The 17,376-nt window shown below is 62.7% G+C and carries 13 protein-coding genes; 7 read left to right on the plus strand and 6 right to left on the minus strand.

The features are described 5' to 3' along the window. Nucleotides 1-103: 103 nt before the first annotated feature. The gene (gene fepB, locus M2416_RS04650; RefSeq protein WP_076944891.1) at nt 104-1,063 is read left to right on the plus strand and encodes a Fe2+-enterobactin ABC transporter substrate-binding protein; all 960 of its coding nucleotides are present in this window, start codon (nt 104-106) and stop codon (nt 1,061-1,063) included. Nucleotides 1,064-1,104: 41 nt separating this feature from the next. Here fepB and entS read toward each other — a convergent pair whose 3' ends face one another. After that, nucleotides 1,105-2,346, minus strand: a complete 1,242-nt coding sequence (entS, locus tag M2416_RS04655) for an enterobactin transporter EntS (protein ID WP_076944890.1) — start codon at nt 2,344-2,346, stop codon at nt 1,105-1,107. A gap of 280 nt (nt 2,347-2,626) precedes the next feature. On the opposite strand from entS, the gene fepD reads away from it, so the two are divergent. Genes fepD through fepC form a run of 3 tightly spaced genes read left to right on the plus strand, consistent with a single transcriptional unit; the run spans nt 2,627 to nt 5,414 of the window. After that, nucleotides 2,627-3,634 (plus strand): Fe(3+)-siderophore ABC transporter permease, encoded by a 1,008-nt coding sequence (gene fepD, locus M2416_RS04660; RefSeq protein WP_133596741.1) that lies wholly within the window; start codon nt 2,627-2,629, stop codon nt 3,632-3,634. Beyond that, nucleotides 3,631-4,623, plus strand: a complete 993-nt coding sequence (gene fepG, locus M2416_RS04665) for an iron-enterobactin ABC transporter permease (RefSeq protein WP_041144525.1) — start codon at nt 3,631-3,633, stop codon at nt 4,621-4,623. The genes fepD and fepG overlap by 4 nt, the downstream gene beginning before the upstream one ends. Beyond that, entirely contained in the window at nt 4,620-5,414 is a 795-nt protein-coding gene (gene fepC, locus M2416_RS04670; RefSeq protein ID WP_041144524.1) for an iron-enterobactin ABC transporter ATP-binding protein, read from the plus strand. Before fepG ends, fepC begins: the two co-directional genes overlap by 4 nt. Before the next feature lie 113 nt (nt 5,415-5,527). Here the strand turns inward: fepC and entF are convergent, their stop codons facing one another. Genes entF through fes form a run of 3 tightly spaced genes read right to left on the minus strand, consistent with a single transcriptional unit; the run spans nt 5,528 to nt 10,915 of the window. After that, the gene (gene entF / locus M2416_RS04675; protein ID WP_259222389.1) at nt 5,528-9,409 is read right to left on the minus strand and encodes an enterobactin non-ribosomal peptide synthetase EntF; all 3,882 of its coding nucleotides are present in this window, start codon (nt 9,407-9,409) and stop codon (nt 5,528-5,530) included. A 10-nt stretch (nt 9,410-9,419) separates the two neighbouring features. Then, nucleotides 9,420-9,623, minus strand: a complete 204-nt coding sequence (locus M2416_RS04680) for an MbtH family protein (RefSeq protein ID WP_045854413.1) — start codon at nt 9,621-9,623, stop codon at nt 9,420-9,422. Between the two features lie 59 nt (nt 9,624-9,682). Continuing rightward, nucleotides 9,683-10,915, minus strand: coding sequence for an enterochelin esterase (fes, locus tag M2416_RS04685; RefSeq protein WP_259222390.1), 1,233 nt, complete (start codon nt 10,913-10,915; stop codon nt 9,683-9,685). Between the two features lie 242 nt (nt 10,916-11,157). On the opposite strand from fes, the gene fepA reads away from it, so the two are divergent. Both fepA and entD read left to right on the plus strand, forming a co-directional pair. Continuing rightward, nucleotides 11,158-13,383 (plus strand): siderophore enterobactin receptor FepA, encoded by a 2,226-nt coding sequence (gene fepA / locus M2416_RS04690; RefSeq protein ID WP_259222391.1) that lies wholly within the window; start codon nt 11,158-11,160, stop codon nt 13,381-13,383. A 67-nt stretch (nt 13,384-13,450) separates the two neighbouring features. Continuing rightward, nucleotides 13,451-14,080 carry an enterobactin synthase subunit EntD gene (entD, locus tag M2416_RS04695; RefSeq protein WP_259222392.1) on the plus strand — a complete coding sequence of 210 codons (630 nt, stop codon included), beginning with the start codon at nt 13,451-13,453 and terminating at the stop codon, nt 14,078-14,080. Between the two features lie 30 nt (nt 14,081-14,110). Here the strand turns inward: entD and M2416_RS04700 are convergent, their stop codons facing one another. Both M2416_RS04700 and M2416_RS04705 read right to left on the minus strand, forming a co-directional pair. Continuing rightward, nucleotides 14,111-15,046 (minus strand): transketolase family protein, encoded by a 936-nt coding sequence (locus M2416_RS04700; RefSeq protein ID WP_259222394.1) that lies wholly within the window; start codon nt 15,044-15,046, stop codon nt 14,111-14,113. After that, nucleotides 15,039-15,869, minus strand: a complete 831-nt coding sequence (locus M2416_RS04705; protein WP_045854408.1) for a transketolase — start codon at nt 15,867-15,869, stop codon at nt 15,039-15,041. The genes M2416_RS04700 and M2416_RS04705 overlap by 8 nt, the downstream gene beginning before the upstream one ends. 463 nt (nt 15,870-16,332) lie before the next feature. On the opposite strand from M2416_RS04705, the gene M2416_RS04710 reads away from it, so the two are divergent. Then, complete coding sequence (locus tag M2416_RS04710; RefSeq protein ID WP_076944882.1) at nt 16,333-17,283, plus strand: sugar-binding transcriptional regulator; 951 nt, start codon at nt 16,333-16,335, stop codon at nt 17,281-17,283. Nucleotides 17,284-17,376 lie beyond the last annotated feature (93 nt).

Here is a 17,376-nt window from a genome sequence, read left to right on the forward strand (position 1 = left end):
GTCAACCGTATAAACAGCATGTTGTGCTACTTAGGCTTGCATCCCTGCGGCACAAAGCTGAAAATGAGACGCATTTATCTCAACTCAATCAGGACGCAAATTCGTGAATTTCTCCACTTTGTGCCGCCGTACCCTGCTGGCCTGCGGGCTGGCGTATTTAGGAATTACCTCAGCGTTCGCCGCCGACTGGCCGCGTCAGATAACCGACAGCCGCGGCGCGCATACCCTCGAACAGCGGCCGCTGCGCATTGTTTCCACCAGCGTCACCCTCACCGGCTCGCTGCTGGCGATTGATGCCCCGGTGGTAGCCAGCGGGGCCACCACGCCGAATAACCGCGTGGCCGATGGCCAGGGATTCCTGCGCCAGTGGAGCAGCGTGGCCCGCGAGCGTAAGCTGGCGCGGCTCTATATCGGTGAGCCGAGCGCCGAGGCCGTGGCCGCACAGATGCCGGACCTGATCCTGATTAGCGCCACCGGCGGCGATTCCGCGCTGGCGCTCTACGATCAGCTTTCTACTATTGCGCCAACGCTTATCATTAACTACGACGATAAGAGCTGGCAGGCGCTGCTCACCCAGCTCGGAGAGATTACCGGCCAGGAGAAGCAGGCCGCGGTGCGCATTGCCGAATTTGATAAGCAGCTGGCGGCGCTGAAGCAGCAGATGAAACTGCCGCCGCAGCCGGTTAGCGCACTGGTTTATACCGCCGCGGCCCATAGCGCCAATCTGTGGACTCCGGAGTCGGCCCAGGGCCAGATGCTCGAACAGCTGGGCTTTACGCTGGCAACCCTTCCCGGCGGGCTGCATGCCAGCCAGAGTCAGGGTAAACGCCACGATATCATCCAGCTGGGCGGAGAGAACCTGGCCGCCGGCCTCAACGGCCAAAGCCTGTTCCTGTTCGCCGGCGACGAGAAGGACGCGCAGGCGATTTACGCCAATCCGCTGCTCGCCCACCTGCCTGCGGTCGAAGCCAAACGCGTCTATCCGCTGGGCATCGAAACCTTCCGTCTTGACTACTACAGCGCCATGCTGGTGCTGCAGCGCCTCGCAGTCTTCTTCGGCTAAATCCTCTTCCCGGCCGGCGCCATGCCCGGCCGGGAAGCCAATCAACTTTCGCTCACCGTCTCCGGGCGCTGAAAGCGGCGTAGTTCGCTCAGCAGCCCAATCAACATTGCGCCAACGATAACCAGCACCCAGCCGCTGGCGCTTGCCGAAGCGACCGGGGTCATCATCACGCCGAGGCCGCCCAGCAGCGCGGCACCAACGGCATCGCCGGTGACGTTCTGCGCGGTCCACAGGCCGTTGATGCGCCCAAGCATCGCCTCCGGCGTCTGGGTTTGAATCAGGGTGTACTGCAGCAGCGAACTGATGGCGCTCAGCCAGCCAAACAGCGCCAGGCACAGCGCGCCCAGCTGCCACAGCGGCATCAGGCTAAACAGGGCGATGGCAACAAAGGAGCCGACGGTGGTGGTCAGCATCACCGCGCCAGGCCTGGCGGTTTGCGCCAGCTGGCCGCTGGTGAGCGCCCCGAGCGCTGCGCCCAGCGGGATCGCGGCGTACAGCAGGCCGATTTGCGAGGCCGACATCTGCCAGCCTTCGGCCAGCGCCGGATAGAGCACGCGCACCGCGCTCGCCATCGTCAGCAGGCCGCCGAGCAGCGCAATACCGCCAATCAGCGGGCTATTAAAGAGGAATTTAAGCCCCGCCAGCAGCGACTTCAGCGGATGCTCGCGCGGCTGAGGCGGCGGCGGGAGCTGCGGTAAACGCAGCAGGGTTAAAGTGGTGATAAAGGTTCCGGCCGCCGCCAGGCCGTAGTTCCAGGCCACGCCGCCGGTCGCCAGCAGCAGGCCGCCGATCATCGGCGAAATCACCGAGCCCAGGCGCACCGTCAGCATGGTAATCGCCCCGGCCTGCATCAGATTTTCCCGGCCAACCAGCGCGGGGGTTGCCGCCAGCAGCGCCGTGACGCCCAGCGAGGCGAAGAAGCCGTCCCAGACGCCGAGCAGGTAGATAGCCGCCAGCGAAGGCTCGGGCAGCATGGCGTTGAGGCACAGGCCGACAAAACCGATCCCGCAGGTGCCGCGCGCCAGCAGGATCAGGCGCTTACGCTCGTAGCGATCCGCCAGCACGCCCCCCACCATCAGGCCGATAAACATCGAGCCGCCGGTCAGGGTGACCGAGAGCCCCACCTGCAGGGTGGAGTGGGTCATCATCTGGATTTGTACCGGGATAGCAACGCCCAGCAGGCCAAGCGAGAGGATAGAGATAAAGCGGGCGATAAAGACGGCGCGAAACGCCGGATGCGTTTTCAGCAGGCTCAGGTTCAGCAGCCGGGATTGTCGGTTCATTACAACACCTTGTTATTATTTTCCATCGATACTCGTTATACGTCGGGCGACAGATACGCTGGCGGCAGACGGCCGATCCCGGCCTCACGATAGCGGCGCGTCGGCCGCCGGGTGCACGCCGACACGAGGCCGGGCGCTGACCGCTCGGGCACTCACGCCCTGCCGTCGCGATGCATCCCGAATGATTTGCGTATACCATTCTTAGGGGCCGCCATGCTAACATAACTGAATAGAATCGATAACGATAATTACTATCATTATCATGTCAGGGATGTGAACTATGTCGTTTTCTACGACCAGGGCGCGCGCCGTCGCCGTGCCGGGTCTGCTGCTGATCTTAGCCGTTGCGATTGCGCTCAGCCTGCTCGTTGGCGCCAAACCTCTGCCACTCAACGTCGTTGTGGATGCCTTTACCGGCACCTGTCAGAGCGCTGACTGCACCATCGTGCTCGATGCCCGCCTGCCGCGCACCCTTGCCGGGCTGCTCGCCGGCGTCGCGCTGGGGCTGGCGGGGGCGCTGATGCAAACCCTCACCCGCAACCCGCTGGCCGACCCCGGTATCCTGGGCGTCAACTCCGGCGCCAGCTTCGCGATCGTGCTGGGCGCCGCGCTGTTCGGCATTCATTCACCGCAGGAGCAGCTGCTGATGGCCTTTTGTGGCGCCTTTGCCGCCTCGCTGCTGGTGGCCTTCACCGGCAGCCAGGGCGGAGGCCAGCTTAGCCCGGTGCGCCTGACGCTGGCCGGCGTCGCCCTGGCGGCAGTGCTTGAAGGGCTCTCTAACGGCATTGCGCTGCTTAACCCCGACGTATACGACCAGCTGCGCTTCTGGCAGGCCGGCTCGCTGGATATCCGCACCCTGCAAACGCTAAAAATCGTCCTGCTCCCGGTGCTGATCGCCGGCGCGGTGACGCTGCTGCTCAGCCGGGCGCTGAACAGCCTGAGCCTCGGCAGCGACACCGCCACCGCCCTCGGCAGCCGGGTGGCGCGCACGCAGTTTATCGGCCTGCTGGCGATCACCGTCCTGTGCGGCAGCGCTACGGCGGTGGTCGGCCCTATCGCCTTTATCGGCCTGATGATGCCGCACATGGCGCGCTGGCTGGTGGGCGCCGACCACCGCTGGTCGCTGCCGGTCACCCTGCTGGCCACCCCGGCGCTGCTGCTGTTTGCCGATGTTCTTGGCCGTCTGCTGGTGCCCGGAGAGCTGCGGGTCTCGGTGGTCAGCGCCTTTATCGGCGCCCCGGTGCTGATCTGGCTGGTGCGTCGTCAGCCGCGCGGAGGTGCAATGTGACCGCCCCTTCCCGTCGTTTGCTGCTCAGCTGTTTTATCCTGATTGTCGCCAGCGTGGTCGTCTCCCTCTGGGGGCTCGGCAGCGGCCTGGTGCCGCTGCGGGTGGAGCAGGTTATCTCCGCGCTGCTGGGCGATGCGCCGCGTAATATCACCATGGTGGTCACCGAATGGCGGCTGCCGCGGGTGCTGATGGCGCTGCTGATCGGCGCGGCGCTGGGCGTTAGCGGCGCGATTTTTCAGTCGCTGATGCGCAACCCGCTGGGCAGCCCGGACGTGATGGGCTTCAACACCGGCGCGTGGAGCGGCGTGCTGGTGGCGATGGTGCTCTTTGGGCAGAACCTGACGGCTATCGCGCTGGCGGCGATGGTTGGCGGCGTGCTGACTGCCCTGCTGGTCTGGCTGCTGGCCTGGCGTAACGGGATTGAAACCTTCCGGCTGATTATTATCGGTATCGGCATCCGCGCGATGCTGGTGGCGTTCAATACCTGGCTGCTGCTGCGCGCGTCGCTGGAGACCGCGCTCTCCGCCGGGCTGTGGAACGCCGGTTCGCTCAATGGGCTGACGTGGGGTAAAACCTGGCCGTCGGCGCCGCTTATTGTGCTGATGCTGGCGTGCAGCGTGCTGCTGGTGCGGCGCATGCGCCTGCTGGAAATGGGTGACGATACCGCCTGCGCGCTGGGCGTGCGGGTCGAGCGCTCTCGCCTGCTGCTGATGCTGGTAGGGGTGGTGCTCACCGCCGCCGCCACCGCGCTGGCGGGCCCGATCTCCTTTATTGCGCTGGTGGCCCCGCATATCGCCCGCCGCCTCAGCGGCACCGCGCGCTGGGGTCTGACCCAGTCGGCGCTGTGCGGCGCGCTGCTGCTGGCGCTGGCCGACTACAGCGCCCAGCGCCTGTTTATGCCCTATCAGCTGCCGGTGGGGGTCGTCACCGTCAGCCTCGGCGGTATCTATCTCATCGCACTGTTAATTCAGGAGTCCCGCAAAAAATGACCGCTGTAACCCCCCGTTTGCGCGGCGACCAGTTGACCCTGGCATACGGCAAAAAGATTATCGCCGAATCGCTGAACGTGACCATTCCCGACGGCCACTTCACCGCCATCATTGGCCCCAACGGCTGCGGAAAATCGACGCTGCTGCGCACCCTCAGCCGCCTGATGACCCCGGCCAGCGGCCATGTTTACCTCGACGGCGAGCAGATCCAGCGCTACGCCAGCAAGGACGTCGCCAGACGCATCGGCCTGCTGGCGCAAAACGCCACCACCCCGGGCGATATTACCGTCCAGGAGCTGGTCGCCCGCGGCCGCTATCCGCATCAGCCGATGTTCACCCGCTGGCGGAAAGAGGACGATGAGGCGGTCAATCAGGCGATGCGCGCCACCGGCATCACCGACCTTGCGCAGCAGAGCGTTGACACGCTCTCCGGCGGCCAGCGCCAGCGCGCGTGGATTGCGATGGTGCTGGCGCAGGAAACCGCCATCATGCTGCTCGACGAACCGACGACCTGGCTGGATATCAGCCATCAGATCGATCTCCTCGAGCTGCTGAGCGAGCTGAATCGCGAGAAGGGTTATACCCTGGCGGCGGTGCTGCACGACCTCAACCAGGCCTGCCGCTATGCCACCCATCTGATTGCCCTGCGCGACGGCAAAATTATCGCCGAAGGGGCGCCGAAAGAGATCGTGACCGCCGAGCTTATCGAGCGGATTTACGGCCTGCGCTGTACCATCATCGACGACCCGGTCGCCCACACGCCGCTGGTGGTGCCGCTGGGCCGCCGCTAGCCTCTGATATTCCCCCGGTTAAAGCATAAAAAAAACCCCGGTTCGCGCGACGCTGACCGGGGCTACAGAGCGATGTGCAGAGGTCGTCCGGAAACCTCCGGACGACGCGCGACCTATCCCAGAATCTCCCTCACCACCGGACCTATCGACTCAAAGGCCTGGGGAGAGATAATCTCCACGTGCGCGCACGCCTGGCTGAAGACCTCCAGTTCGCCGACCCACGGTCCCCACAGCGCCTGCGGGTCCATCCCCGGCTGGCGCGTTTTTTCCGCCACGAACAGGGTCGCCTTGCCGTCGAACTTCGCGCTGTGCGCGGTGGTCAGCAGGCGCACCGCGTCGGCGTAGTTGCCCTCGATGGTGCTAAAGAGCTCGCCGGACGGCTGCCCCTGCTGCGCGGCAAGGAACGCTTCCCGCTCGCGGTCAATTTCCGCCAGCACCTGCGGGTCGAGGCCGTTGGCCTCTTTTTCCGCCCAGTTTTGCGACTCCGGCGGCCAGGTATCCAGCAGCCCGAGGAACGCTACCGCTTCACCGCGCAGGCGCAGGCGCGCGGCAATTCCCTGCGCCAGGGTGCCGCCGAGGGAGTAACCGAACAGGTAATACGGCCCGTGCGGCTGCTGCGCCAGTAACGTTTGCAGATGGGACTCGCAGACCTCATCGAGGCTGGCGGCGCTCGCCATCGGCCCCTGCGGGCGCGGCGACTGAATGCCGGTAATTGACCAGCGCGGGTCGAGGTAGCGTGCCAGCACGCTGAACTGCCAGGCAAAGCCGGAGGCCGGATGGAAGCAGAACAGCGTCGGGCCGTCGCTTTTACGCAGGGGTAAAAGCGCATCAAAGCCCAGGCGCTGCGCCTGCTCGTCGCTGAGATCGGACGCCAGCAGCGCGCTCAGCTGGCCGACCGTCGAGGCGACCATCACCTGTCCCGGCGTCACCTGACGCGCAAACCGGCGGCTCAGCTGCGCCGCCAGGCGCATCGCCAGCAGCGAGTGGCCGCCAAGCGCAAAGAAATCGGCTTCGATATCGTTCACGTCGCAGCCCAGCAGCTGGCTGAACGCCTCGGCGACCGCACGCTCGCTCTCGGACTCCGGCGGCCGGCCGCGGCGTTCCTGGCTCAGCGTTGGCAGCGGGAGCGCTTTACGATCCAGCTTGCCGTTAGCGCTCAGCGGCAGCGCCGGCAGCTGGATCAGCACCACCGGCACCATGTGCGGCGGCAGCTGTTCGCCGAGGCGCGCCTTCAGCGCCGCGGTATCGAGCGGCAGCCCGGATTCAGAGACCAGGTAGCCGACCAGCTGGCGCGCATCGCCGCCGGTGGCCGCCGCCTGATTAAAGACGCAGGCGTGGGTGACCGCCTGGGCCACGTCCGGCAGCGCCGCCATGACGCGGTCTATTTCGCCGAGCTCAATGCGCTGGCCGCGAATTTTCAGCTGATCGTCGCTGCGCCCCAGATACTCCACCGCTCCGCTGTCGAGCCAGCGCGCCACGTCGCCGGTGCGGTACATGCGCTCGCCTGGGCTAAACGGGTCGGCAATAAAGCGGCTGGCGGTGAGGTCCGGTCGGCCGAGATAGCCCTGCGCCAGCTGGATGCCGGTGAGGTACAAATCCCCCGCCACGCCGGGCGGCACCGGGCGCATAGTGGCGTCAAGAATGCGTAATCCGGTGTTCCATACCGGCCAGCCGATCGGCACGCTGCTGCCGGTCACCGCCGCCAGCTCCGCGCCGCAGGCCGGATACCAGCTGACGTCAACCGCCGCTTCGGTCGGGCCATAGAGGTTGTGCAGCGCCACGCCGGTCAGCGCTTCCCACTCGCGGCACAGCCCGGTCGGCAGCGCTTCGCCGCTGCAGAAGACCCGCCGCAGCGTGCGGCAGGCGGCGACGTTTTCCGCGTCGAGCGAAGCGACGAACGCCGCCAGCATCGACGGCACAAAGTGGGTGGTGGTCACGCCGTAGCGGGCGAAGAAGCGCTGCATCGCCAGCGGATCGCGATGCGCTTCGGGCTCCGCCATCACCAGCCGGGCGCCGGCGATAAACGGCCACCAGAACTCCCACACCGAGACGTCAAAGCTGCACGGCGTTTTCTGCGCCACCACGTCATCGGCGCCGAGCGGATAGTGATTTTGCATCCACAGCAGGCGGTTGACGATCGCGGTCTGCCCCACCATCACCCCTTTCGGGCGGCCGGTGGAGCCGGAGGTAAAGATGATATAGGCGGTATGCTCCGGTGCGGAGAGCGCCAGCGGCGCGTCATCGCCCGCCGCCAGCGGCTGCTGGTAGCACAGGCTGGCAAGCCCGGGGATATCGCTAAAGCGCGCCAGCTGATCGTCAGAGGTCAGCAGCAGCGTCGGGCGCGCGTCTTCGAGCATCATGCGCAGGCGATCGTCAGGATAGCCGGTATCGAGCGGCAGCCAGGCGGCGCCCGCTTCAACGATGGCGTGCAGCGCCAGGGTGAGGAACACCGAACGCGGCAGCGCCACCGCCACGCTATCGCCGGGCTTAACCCCCCGCGCGCGCAGCACCTCGGCCAGCGCCACCACCTGCTGGCGCATTTCGCGGTAGCTGAACTGCCAGCGGGCGTCCGCCAGCGCGGGAGCGTCCGGGGTCTTCCGCGCCTGTTCTGCGACCAGCGCGCTCAGCGTCGTGGCGGGCAGCGCAATGCCGGTATGGTTGATCTCCGCCAGCCGCTGCGTTTCCCGCGCGGACAGCATGTTCGCTTCGCCGCAGCGCAGCGTCGGGTCGGCGGCAAACTGCGCCAGCAGCGCGGAGAGGCGCTCGACGTGCGCGCGCAGCGTGGCCTCATCGTAGCGCTGCTTATTGGCCAGCACTTCCAGCGACAGGCCGCCGGATTCGTCCGGGAACAGCGCCAGCTCAAGGTCGTTAACCGGGCCGGTCGCCAGGGTGTGCGTTACCGCCTGCACGCCGTCGATATCGAGGAGGTAATCGAAAACTTTGATATTTAATACCGGGCCAAACAGAGGCTCATCGCCGGCGGCCTTGCCGCTATCGCGGACGATTTGCTCCGCATCATAGCGCTGGTGACGGCGCATTTTTTTCAGCTGTCCGGCGAGGCGCAGCGCCAGCTCGGCCAGCGTTTCCTGGGCATCGATATTGATCGCCAGCGGCAAGACGTTAAGCACCGGCCCGGTCGCGGTCAGCGCCGCGGACCCCATGCGACGCATAAAGATAAAGCCGGCGGCGTAGTCCATCCGCCCGCAGAGACGCCCCAGCCACAGCGCGGTCAGTGCCAGCGCCAGGTCGGCGCGCTGGCACTGCGGGGCGCCGGCGGCGAGGCGGCTGAACGTCGCGGCGTCAGCGTCAAGCTTGAGGCGCCAGATCTCCGTTCCCGTTGCCCGTCCCGCCAGCGGCGCGTCGGAGAGCGAAACCGGCGCCGGCAGCGTCCTGCGCTGCTCCTGCCAGAACTGCTTGTCCCGCTGCCAGCCGTCGCTGCCGTAGTAGCGCTGATACTCTTCCACCACCTCGGCGAACGGCGTAAACGGCGAATCCGGCGTCGCCTCTCCGCGCTGCCATGCACGGTAAATAGCGGCGATCTGGCGGGTAATGGCAGGGAAACTAAAGCCATCGACGAGTAAATGATGATAGCGCTGATACCAGTACCAGCGATTATCCGCCGTGCGCAGCAGCCGGTGACAGACCAGCGGATTACCGCTATCGACACGCAGGTTCTGTTCAAGGTCGGCCCGCATAATGGCCAGCGCGGCGGCGTGCGGATCGTTCGCCTCGCGCAGGTCATGGTGCTGCGGTTCGTCGAAGCGACGGGCCTCATCGACCCACTGCCAGGCTTCGCCGTTGTCCTCGCAAAAGCGCAGGCTTAGCGTGTCGGCCTGGGCCAGGCCGGCGACGATCGCCCGGCCTAGCAGCGCCGGATCGAGGCTGCCGCTGAGCTCAACGTAGTGAGCGACGCTCCAGGCGCCGGGCAGCGTTGACAGCCGCTCCGCCATCCAGATCCCCGGCTGCGCTGCAACCAGCGGTAAACGAGTGGTCATCATCGGCTCCTTAGGACGCGTAGTGCGCGGGGGTGAGGGTTGACCAGTTCGCCGCCAGCCAGGCATTGCACGCTTCCAGCGACTGCGGCGAACACTCTACCGTCCAGCCCTCCGGCAGCGCGCAGTGATGGGGCCACAGGCTGTACTGCTGCAGCTCGTTACGCAGAATGTAAAACTGCCCTTGCGGATTATCGAAGGGGTTACTGAATTGCATTTCAAACTCCTGTTAATACTCGCTATCCTGCTGGCCGCATCCGCAGCCCTCGCGCACGATCAATGATTCGGTTCTGCCGGGCGTCCCGATGGGACGGACTCCGCGGATTGCCATAGCTGAATGAGTCCCGCCGTCAGCCCGCCGCGCCAGCACAGCGCATCGTGCCCGCCGTCAACCTGGCGCCAGAAAACCGACCGTTTTGGCGGCGGCAGCTGGGCTAAAAGCGCCTGATTGGCGCGGAAAATAAGGGGTTCCCGCTCGCCGGCTTCAAGCCAGATTCGCAGCCCGTCGGCGCGCAGCTCCCCCGATTTCAGGCCTTCAATCAGCGCGCCATCCTGCGCGCCGCCGCGATGCGGCCACCAGTAGGATCCGGACTGGCTGAGCACGCAGCCAAAACGCTGCGGCCAGTTCAGGGCGGCGAACATTGCCGCCAGGCCGCCAAAGCTCTGCCCGGCCACGACGGTACGCTCGGCCCGGTCGCTAAATTCCGCGATTTGGCGCACCTGCGGCAGGAGCTCCTCCTGTACCGCCAGCCAAAAATCGCGGTTGCACGGCAGCTCGCGGCTGCGGTGCGCGTTATCGATAACGTCGATCAGCAGATACACCGCCGCCGGCAGCCGGCCCTCGCGGGTCAGTCCGGCCAGCGGCGACCATACCGGCATGCTCTCGGCCCAGAACTGGCCATCCAGCAGCACCGCCAGCGGGCGCTCTTTTGCCGCGCCGTCGCCGGTGGCATAAACCCACACCCGACGGCTGTTGCCAAGCCGCGCGCTGCGCCACTGGATGCAGACCGGTGGGGCATAGTTTTCATCGCGCAGCGCCCAGCCGGGTTGCTCCGGCGCCTGCGCAAGCTCCAGCGCGGAGACCGCATGGCCGCGCCCGCCTTTCCAGCTTTGCACATTGAGCGGGTCGGCTACCGCGCGCGGCAGCAGGCGTCGCCAGCCCTCGCGCAGCAGGGTGCGGTCCGGCGCGTCGCCGTTAAAAATCTCGGGAGAAAAATCGTCATCGCGTTCGGAGGGGATAAAACAGTAGCTGCCGCGCCAGGTCGGCGAGAGCGTGGTCTGCCATTGCCAGGCATCGGTGCCCGGGACGCGCCGTAGGGTTTGCGGGACGGCATTTTTGTGGTGGTCGGTGACGCCGGTGATATAGATCCACACCCGCCGCGTCGCCGAGGTGGCCTCGCTGCCCGCCGGGTCCCGCCACCAGAACGTCACCCGGTACGCATCGCCAGCCGCCTCCGACTGCGGGCCGCTCAGGCTCTGCCACCAGTCATCGCTTCCTGTTTTTAACATTAAATAACCCTATGTTTATCGTGATATTTATCAATAAACGTAATATTTTGTTGATAATATTATTGATAACTATTTGCATTTGCAATAGCGTATTACCGCGCGTAGGAATGAGTAACTTCTAAAAACATGTCAGAGATGGCAGGCATTTGTCCTCTACTGGCAACATTTGTGTATGCCGTCGCCTCTCCCGGTGGGAAGAGGCCTTTGGGGAAAGCGGCAACAGACAGCAGGATGATATTAAAATGAATAACAAGATCAAATCCCTGGCCTTGCTGGTCAATCTGGGAATTTATGGTGTTGCCTTCCCGCTGTGTGCGGAAGAGACCACAGACAGCAAACAAACGGCCGCCGAAGAAACCATGGTGGTTACCGCAGCGGAGCAGAACCTGCAGGCGCCCGGCGTCTCCACCATCACCGCCGATGAAATTCGTAAACGTCCGCCGGCCCGCGATGTCTCAGAAATCATCCGCACCATGCCGGGCGTTAACCTGACCGGCAACTCCACCAGCGGCCAGCGCGGCAACAACCGCCAGATTGATATTCGCGGCATGGGCCCGGAAAATACCCTGATTCTGATTGACGGTAAGCCGGTCACCAGCCGTAACTCCATTCGTCTCGGCTGGCGCGGCGAGCGCGACACCCGCGGCGATACCAGCTGGGTGCCGCCGGAAATGATCGAACGCATTGAGGTCATTCGCGGCCCGGCGGCGGCGCGTTACGGCAACGGCGCGGCGGGCGGCGTGGTCAATATCATCACCAAAAAAGGCAGCAACGAGTGGCACGGTTCATGGAATGCCTATATGAACGCCCCGGAACATAAAGATGAGGGCTCCACCAAGCGCACCGACTTTAGCCTCAACGGTCCGCTGGGCGGCGATTTCAGCTTCCGCCTTTACGGCAACCTCGACAAAACGCAGGCCGATGCCTGGGATATTAACCAGGGGCATCAGTCCGAACGTACCGGCATCTACGCCGATACCCTGCCGGCCGGGCGTGAAGGGGTCGAAAACAAAAACATCAACGGCGTCGTGCGCTGGGACTTCGCGCCGATGCAGTCGCTGGAGTTTGAGTCGGGCTACAGCCGCCAGGGCAACCTCTACGCGGGCGACACGCAGAACACCAACACCAACGACCTGGTGAAAGAGAACTACGGTAAAGAGACCAACCGCCTCTACCGTAACACCTACTCCGTCACCTGGAACGGCGGCTGGGATAACGGTATCACCACCAGCAACTGGGCGCAGTACGAGCACACCCGCAACTCGCGTAAGGGCGAAGGCCTGGCCGGGGGCACGGAAGGGATCTTCAACAGCAACCAGTTCTCCGATACCAACCTTTCCGACGTAATGCTGCACAGCGAAATCAGCATTCCGTTCGACCTGTGGGTCAATCAGAACCTGACCCTGGGGAGCGAATGGAACCAGCAGCGGATGAAGGATAACGCCTCCAATACCCAGACCTTAATGGGCGGAACGATTCCAGGCTACGACAGCACCGGCCGCAGCCCGTATTCAAAAGCGGAAATCTTCTCGCTGTTCGCCGAGAACAACATGGAAGTGACCGACTCTACCATGCTGACGCCGGCGCTGCGTTTCGATCACCACAGCATCGTCGGCAATAACTGGAGCCCGTCGCTGAACCTGTCCCAGGGCCTGGGCGACGACTTTACCCTGAAGATGGGTATTGCCCGCGCCTATAAAGCGCCGAGCCTGTACCAGACCAACCCGAACTACATTCTGTACAGTAGGGGTCAGGGCTGCTACGCCAGCAATGCCGGATGCTACCTGCAGGGTAACGAAGATCTGAAGGCGGAAACCAGCATCAACAAAGAGATTGGGCTTGAGTTCAAGCATGACGGCTGGCTGGCTGGCGCGACCTGGTTCCGTAACGACTACCGCAACAAAATCGAAGCGGGCTATTCTCCGGTCTACCAAAACGCGGCAGGTACAGACCTGTACAAATGGGAGAACGTGCCGAAAGCGGTGGTTGAGGGCCTGGAAGGGACGTTAAACGTGCCGGTTAGCGAGACCGTTAACTGGACCAATAACATCACTTACATGCTGCAGAGTAAGAACAAAGAGACCGGCGATCGTCTGTCGATTATCCCGGAATATACGCTCAACTCGACCCTCAGCTGGCAGGTATACGATGATGTTTCCGTGCAGTCGACCTTTACCTGGTACGGCAAGCAGGAGCCGAAAAAATATAACTATAAAGGACAGCCGGTTACCGGCAGCGAGAAGAACGAGGTTAGCCCATACAGCATCCTCGGCCTGAGCGCGACCTGGGACGTAACCAAATACGTCAGCCTGACCGGCGGCGTGGATAACGTCTTCGATAAGCGCCACTGGCGCGCGGGTAACGCCCAAACTACCGGCGGTGCCACGGGTTATATGTACGGCGCGGGTGCCGAAACCTATAACGAATCGGGCCGTACCTGGTATATGGGCATCAACACTCACTTCTGATTGCTCGCCTGAATCCCGCCGCCCTCTGACCATAGAGGGCGGCGGGCAAATCGGTTAACATCCTTTCATGCACACACGTCGCAGCACGCTTCTCCTTGCCGGCCATCTGCTTCAGCGGATTGATTTCGACCCTGCCAGCTTCCAGCCCGCGGATCTGCTGTGGCTGCCCCATCACGCCCTGCTCGCCGCAGGCGGCCGCAAGCGCCAGACCGAACACCTTGCCGGACGCATCGCCGCCGTGCACGCCCTGCGCGAAGTTGGCGAAAAAATGCCGCCGCCGCCCGGCGAGCAGCGCCAGCCGCTGTGGCCCGCGCCGTGGTTCGGCAGCATCAGCCACTGTGAAAATAGCGCCCTGGCGGTGGTCTCCTCTTACCCGATAGGGATTGATATTGAGCGGCGCTTGACCCCGGCGCTGGCGGCGGAGCTCGAAAGCAGCATTATCAACGCCGCGGAAAAAGCGCCTCTGGCAGCCAGCGGCCTGCCCTTTGCGCTGGCGCTGACGCTGGCGTTCTCGGCGAAAGAGAGCGGATTTAAGGCGCTCCCCCTTCCCCGTCAGACCGGGATGGATTTTCTGCGCATGCGGATAACGTCTATAAAGGAGGGAATGCTGCGGATGCAAATTGATGATGAGAGCGTTGAGGTTCACTGGCTGCAAAGCGACGGGCGGGTCATCACCCTCTGCGGGAAGCGCAAATAGCGCCACCCGCACGGGTTTTTAACGCTACGGTTAGCCCAGCGTCCGGGCCAGCGCCGCGATCGCCGGCGCATCGAAACCGTGGTGCTGACGAAGCCAGCCGCGGTCCGCCGCCGCCGCGTACTCGCCGTCAGGGATCCCCAGACGCTTCAGGGGGATGCCGGCGCCGCCTTCGGCCAGCACTTCGGCAACCAGGCTGCCAAGTCCGCCATTGACGTTGTGCTCTTCAACCGTGATAACCGCGCGGCAGCCCTGCAGCGCCGCCAGCAGCGCCTGAGTGTCGCAAGGGCGGATTGACGGAACGCTCACCACCTTCGCCTCAATGCCCTGCTCGGCCAGCAGCTCCGCAGCGTCAACGATTTCATGTACCGTCGAACCCGTCGCAACCAGCGCAATATCCCGGCCTTCGCGCAGGGTAATCACCGCCCCAGGCACAAAGCGGTAGTTCTCATTGTGCAGCTCCGGCAGCGCCTTGCCGTCCAGGCGGATATAGACCGGCCCCTGATACTGGATGGCGTAGTCGATTATCTGTCGGCACTCGCGCGGCGTAGAGGGGGCAAAGATCTGGATGTTGCCGAACCCGCGCATCACGGCAAGGTCGTCAATCGAGTGATGGGTGCTCGCCAGCGGGCCGTAGCTGGCCCCGGCGTTGAGGCCAAACAGCTTAACGTTGGTGTTGTTGTAGCAGACGTCAACTTTGATCTGCTCATTGGCGCGCGAAATCAGGAAGGGCGCGGCGTTACAGGTCACCGCAACTTTCCCGCCCAGCGCCAGCCCGGCCGCCATGCCGACCATGCTTTGCTCGGCAATCCCGACGTTAACCAGACGGCCGGGGAATTGTTTAATAAAGGGCGCAATTTTCGCCGTCGAGGTGGAATCAGCAACGACCGGCACCAGATCGACGCCGCTTTCTACCGCGTCAATAAACGCCTGCACCATTACGCTCGCCAGGTGTTCTGCATTACTCATCTTTCAGTTCCTCCAGTGCCAGTTCAATCTCTTCGCCTTTCGGTACCCGGTGGTGCCATTCCGGACGTCCCTGGATAAAGGAAATACCGGCGCCTTTGGTGGTGTTGGCAATAATGACGTTAGGTTTACCCGCCTGCTGCAGCCCTTCCAGAGCGGCTACCACTGAGGCCATATCGTTTCCCTGACACTCGGTCACGGTCATGCCAAACGCTTTCCACTTTTCAGCAAGCGGGTCGGTATTCATAATCTCGCGGGTCGGCCCGGCGAGCTGCAGGTTGTTTTTATCGTTGATAATAATCAGGTTATCAAGCTCGTAGTGCGCCGCAGCCAGCGCCGCCTCCCAGTTGCTGCCTTCGGCCAGCTCGCCATCGCCGGTAATTAAAAAGATGCGGCGGCGGCTGTTGCTCTTTTTCGCCGCCAGCGCCAGCCCCACCGCAACCGGCAAACCGTGGCCCAGCGCGCCGGTATTCAGCTCGATGCCGGGGGTTTTTTGGCGAACCGGGTGGCCGGGAAGATGCGAGTTCGCGTGCTGATAGGTCGCCAGCCATTCGACCGGGAAAAAGCCGGCTTCCGCCAGCACGCAGTAGTAGCACCCTACCGCGTGGCCTTTAGACTGGATGTAAATATCCCGCTCGGGGTCGGCAATCTGCTCCGGGGAGACGTTCAGCTCGCGGAAATAGAGCGCGGTCAGGAGCTCCACCTGCGACAGGTCGGCACCGGTATGCCCCCCGGCCGGGCTGTTGGCATTCAATCTGATAATGTGGCGGCGCACCGCGCGAGCTTGACGCTCAAGTGCCTGGACATCGTAGCTATAGGGATTCATTTAATACCTCTGAATTTAATTTCAACTTGGAATATTTATTCCGTCAGGGACTAAAAAAACCAGACATCCCCAGGCAGCGCATCATCAGGCTTCCGCCGCTGCATCATACTCAGGAACATTCTGCCTCCTTAACTATCAGGCCTGTCTGTGCCTGGATAAGTTTTCAGTTGACTTGATATCACCATGAATATATATTCAATAATGATTCTTTATTCAATTATGCCGTGACTGTTTTGTTTTTGTCCACAGCTGATTTTGAGGATTGATAAAAGTTAGAGTTTCATCACACTTAGTTCTCTTTCTTTTTCACGTATGATAAAAGCCTCTATACCCTGAATTATTCGCCCTGCAGTCTGCTCAGGCAGAGGGCCGGCGCGGTTAACGCGCAGCGCCAACAGACATGCGGTTTTGGCATGACGGGTATAACATAATGGATATACGTTAATGATTTTCGGGGATATATATGGCTAAGCAGGATGAACAAAGGCTGTTAGTTAAGATTGCCACGCTTTACTATCTTGAAGGACGAAAGCAGTCCGACATTGCACAACTTCTTTCGCTCTCCCAGTCATTTGTCTCCCGCGCCATCACTCGCTGCCAGAAAGAAGGGGTGGTAAAAATTAGCGTCGTTCAGCCCTCGAATATTTTTCTTAACCTCGAAAAAGGCATCGAAGATCGCTACGGAATTAAGCAGGCTATCGTCGTCGATACCGAAGAGGATGCCAGCGATCACACCCTCAAGCGCGCGATTGGATCCGCTGCCGCCCACTATCTGGAAACCCGCCTGCGGCCGAAAGATCTGATCGGCGTCTCCTCATGGAGTTCGACCATCAGGGCGATGGTCGATGAGGTCCACGCGCAGAACTTAAAGGCCAGCGGAGTCATCCAGCTGCTCGGCGGCGTCGGACCGAACGGCAACGTCCAGGCCACTATCCTGACCCAGACTCTCGCCCAGCATCTTAACTGTCAGGCCTGGCTGCTTCCTTCGCAGAGCATTGAGGGCTCGATGGCGGAGAAAAACCGCCTCATCGCCAGCCAGGACGTCGCCGACGTGGTTTCACGCTTCGACGAGGTTGATATTGCCATCGTCGGGATCGGTATTCTCGAACCCTCACAGCTGCTGAAAACGTCCGGTAACTACTACCACGAAGATATGCTGCAGGTGCTGGCCGAGCGCGGCGCGGTGGGGGATATCTGCCTGCACTACTACGACAAAAAGGGCCGGGCCGTGTTAAGCGATGATGAAGATCCTGTTATCGGCATGGCGCTGGAAAAAGTAAAAAAATGCCCCAACGTCGTGGCGCTGGCCGGCGGTAGCGATAAGGTTGCGGCGATCAAAGGCGCCCTCTCCGGCGGCTATATCGACGTTTTAATCACCGATTACCCGACCGCGAGGCTGCTGGTTACCGGCTAATTTTGCAGCAGATATCTTTTTTGCATGCCTTTGCGCCCCCCCTTCAGATGCCGAGGCGTGCGAAATAAACAGTTATATTTCAAGATGCTGATC

Origin of the sequence: Klebsiella sp. BIGb0132, assembly GCF_024810075.1 — a bacterium.
Taxonomy (GTDB): domain Bacteria; phylum Pseudomonadota; class Gammaproteobacteria; order Enterobacterales; family Enterobacteriaceae; genus Klebsiella; species Klebsiella terrigena.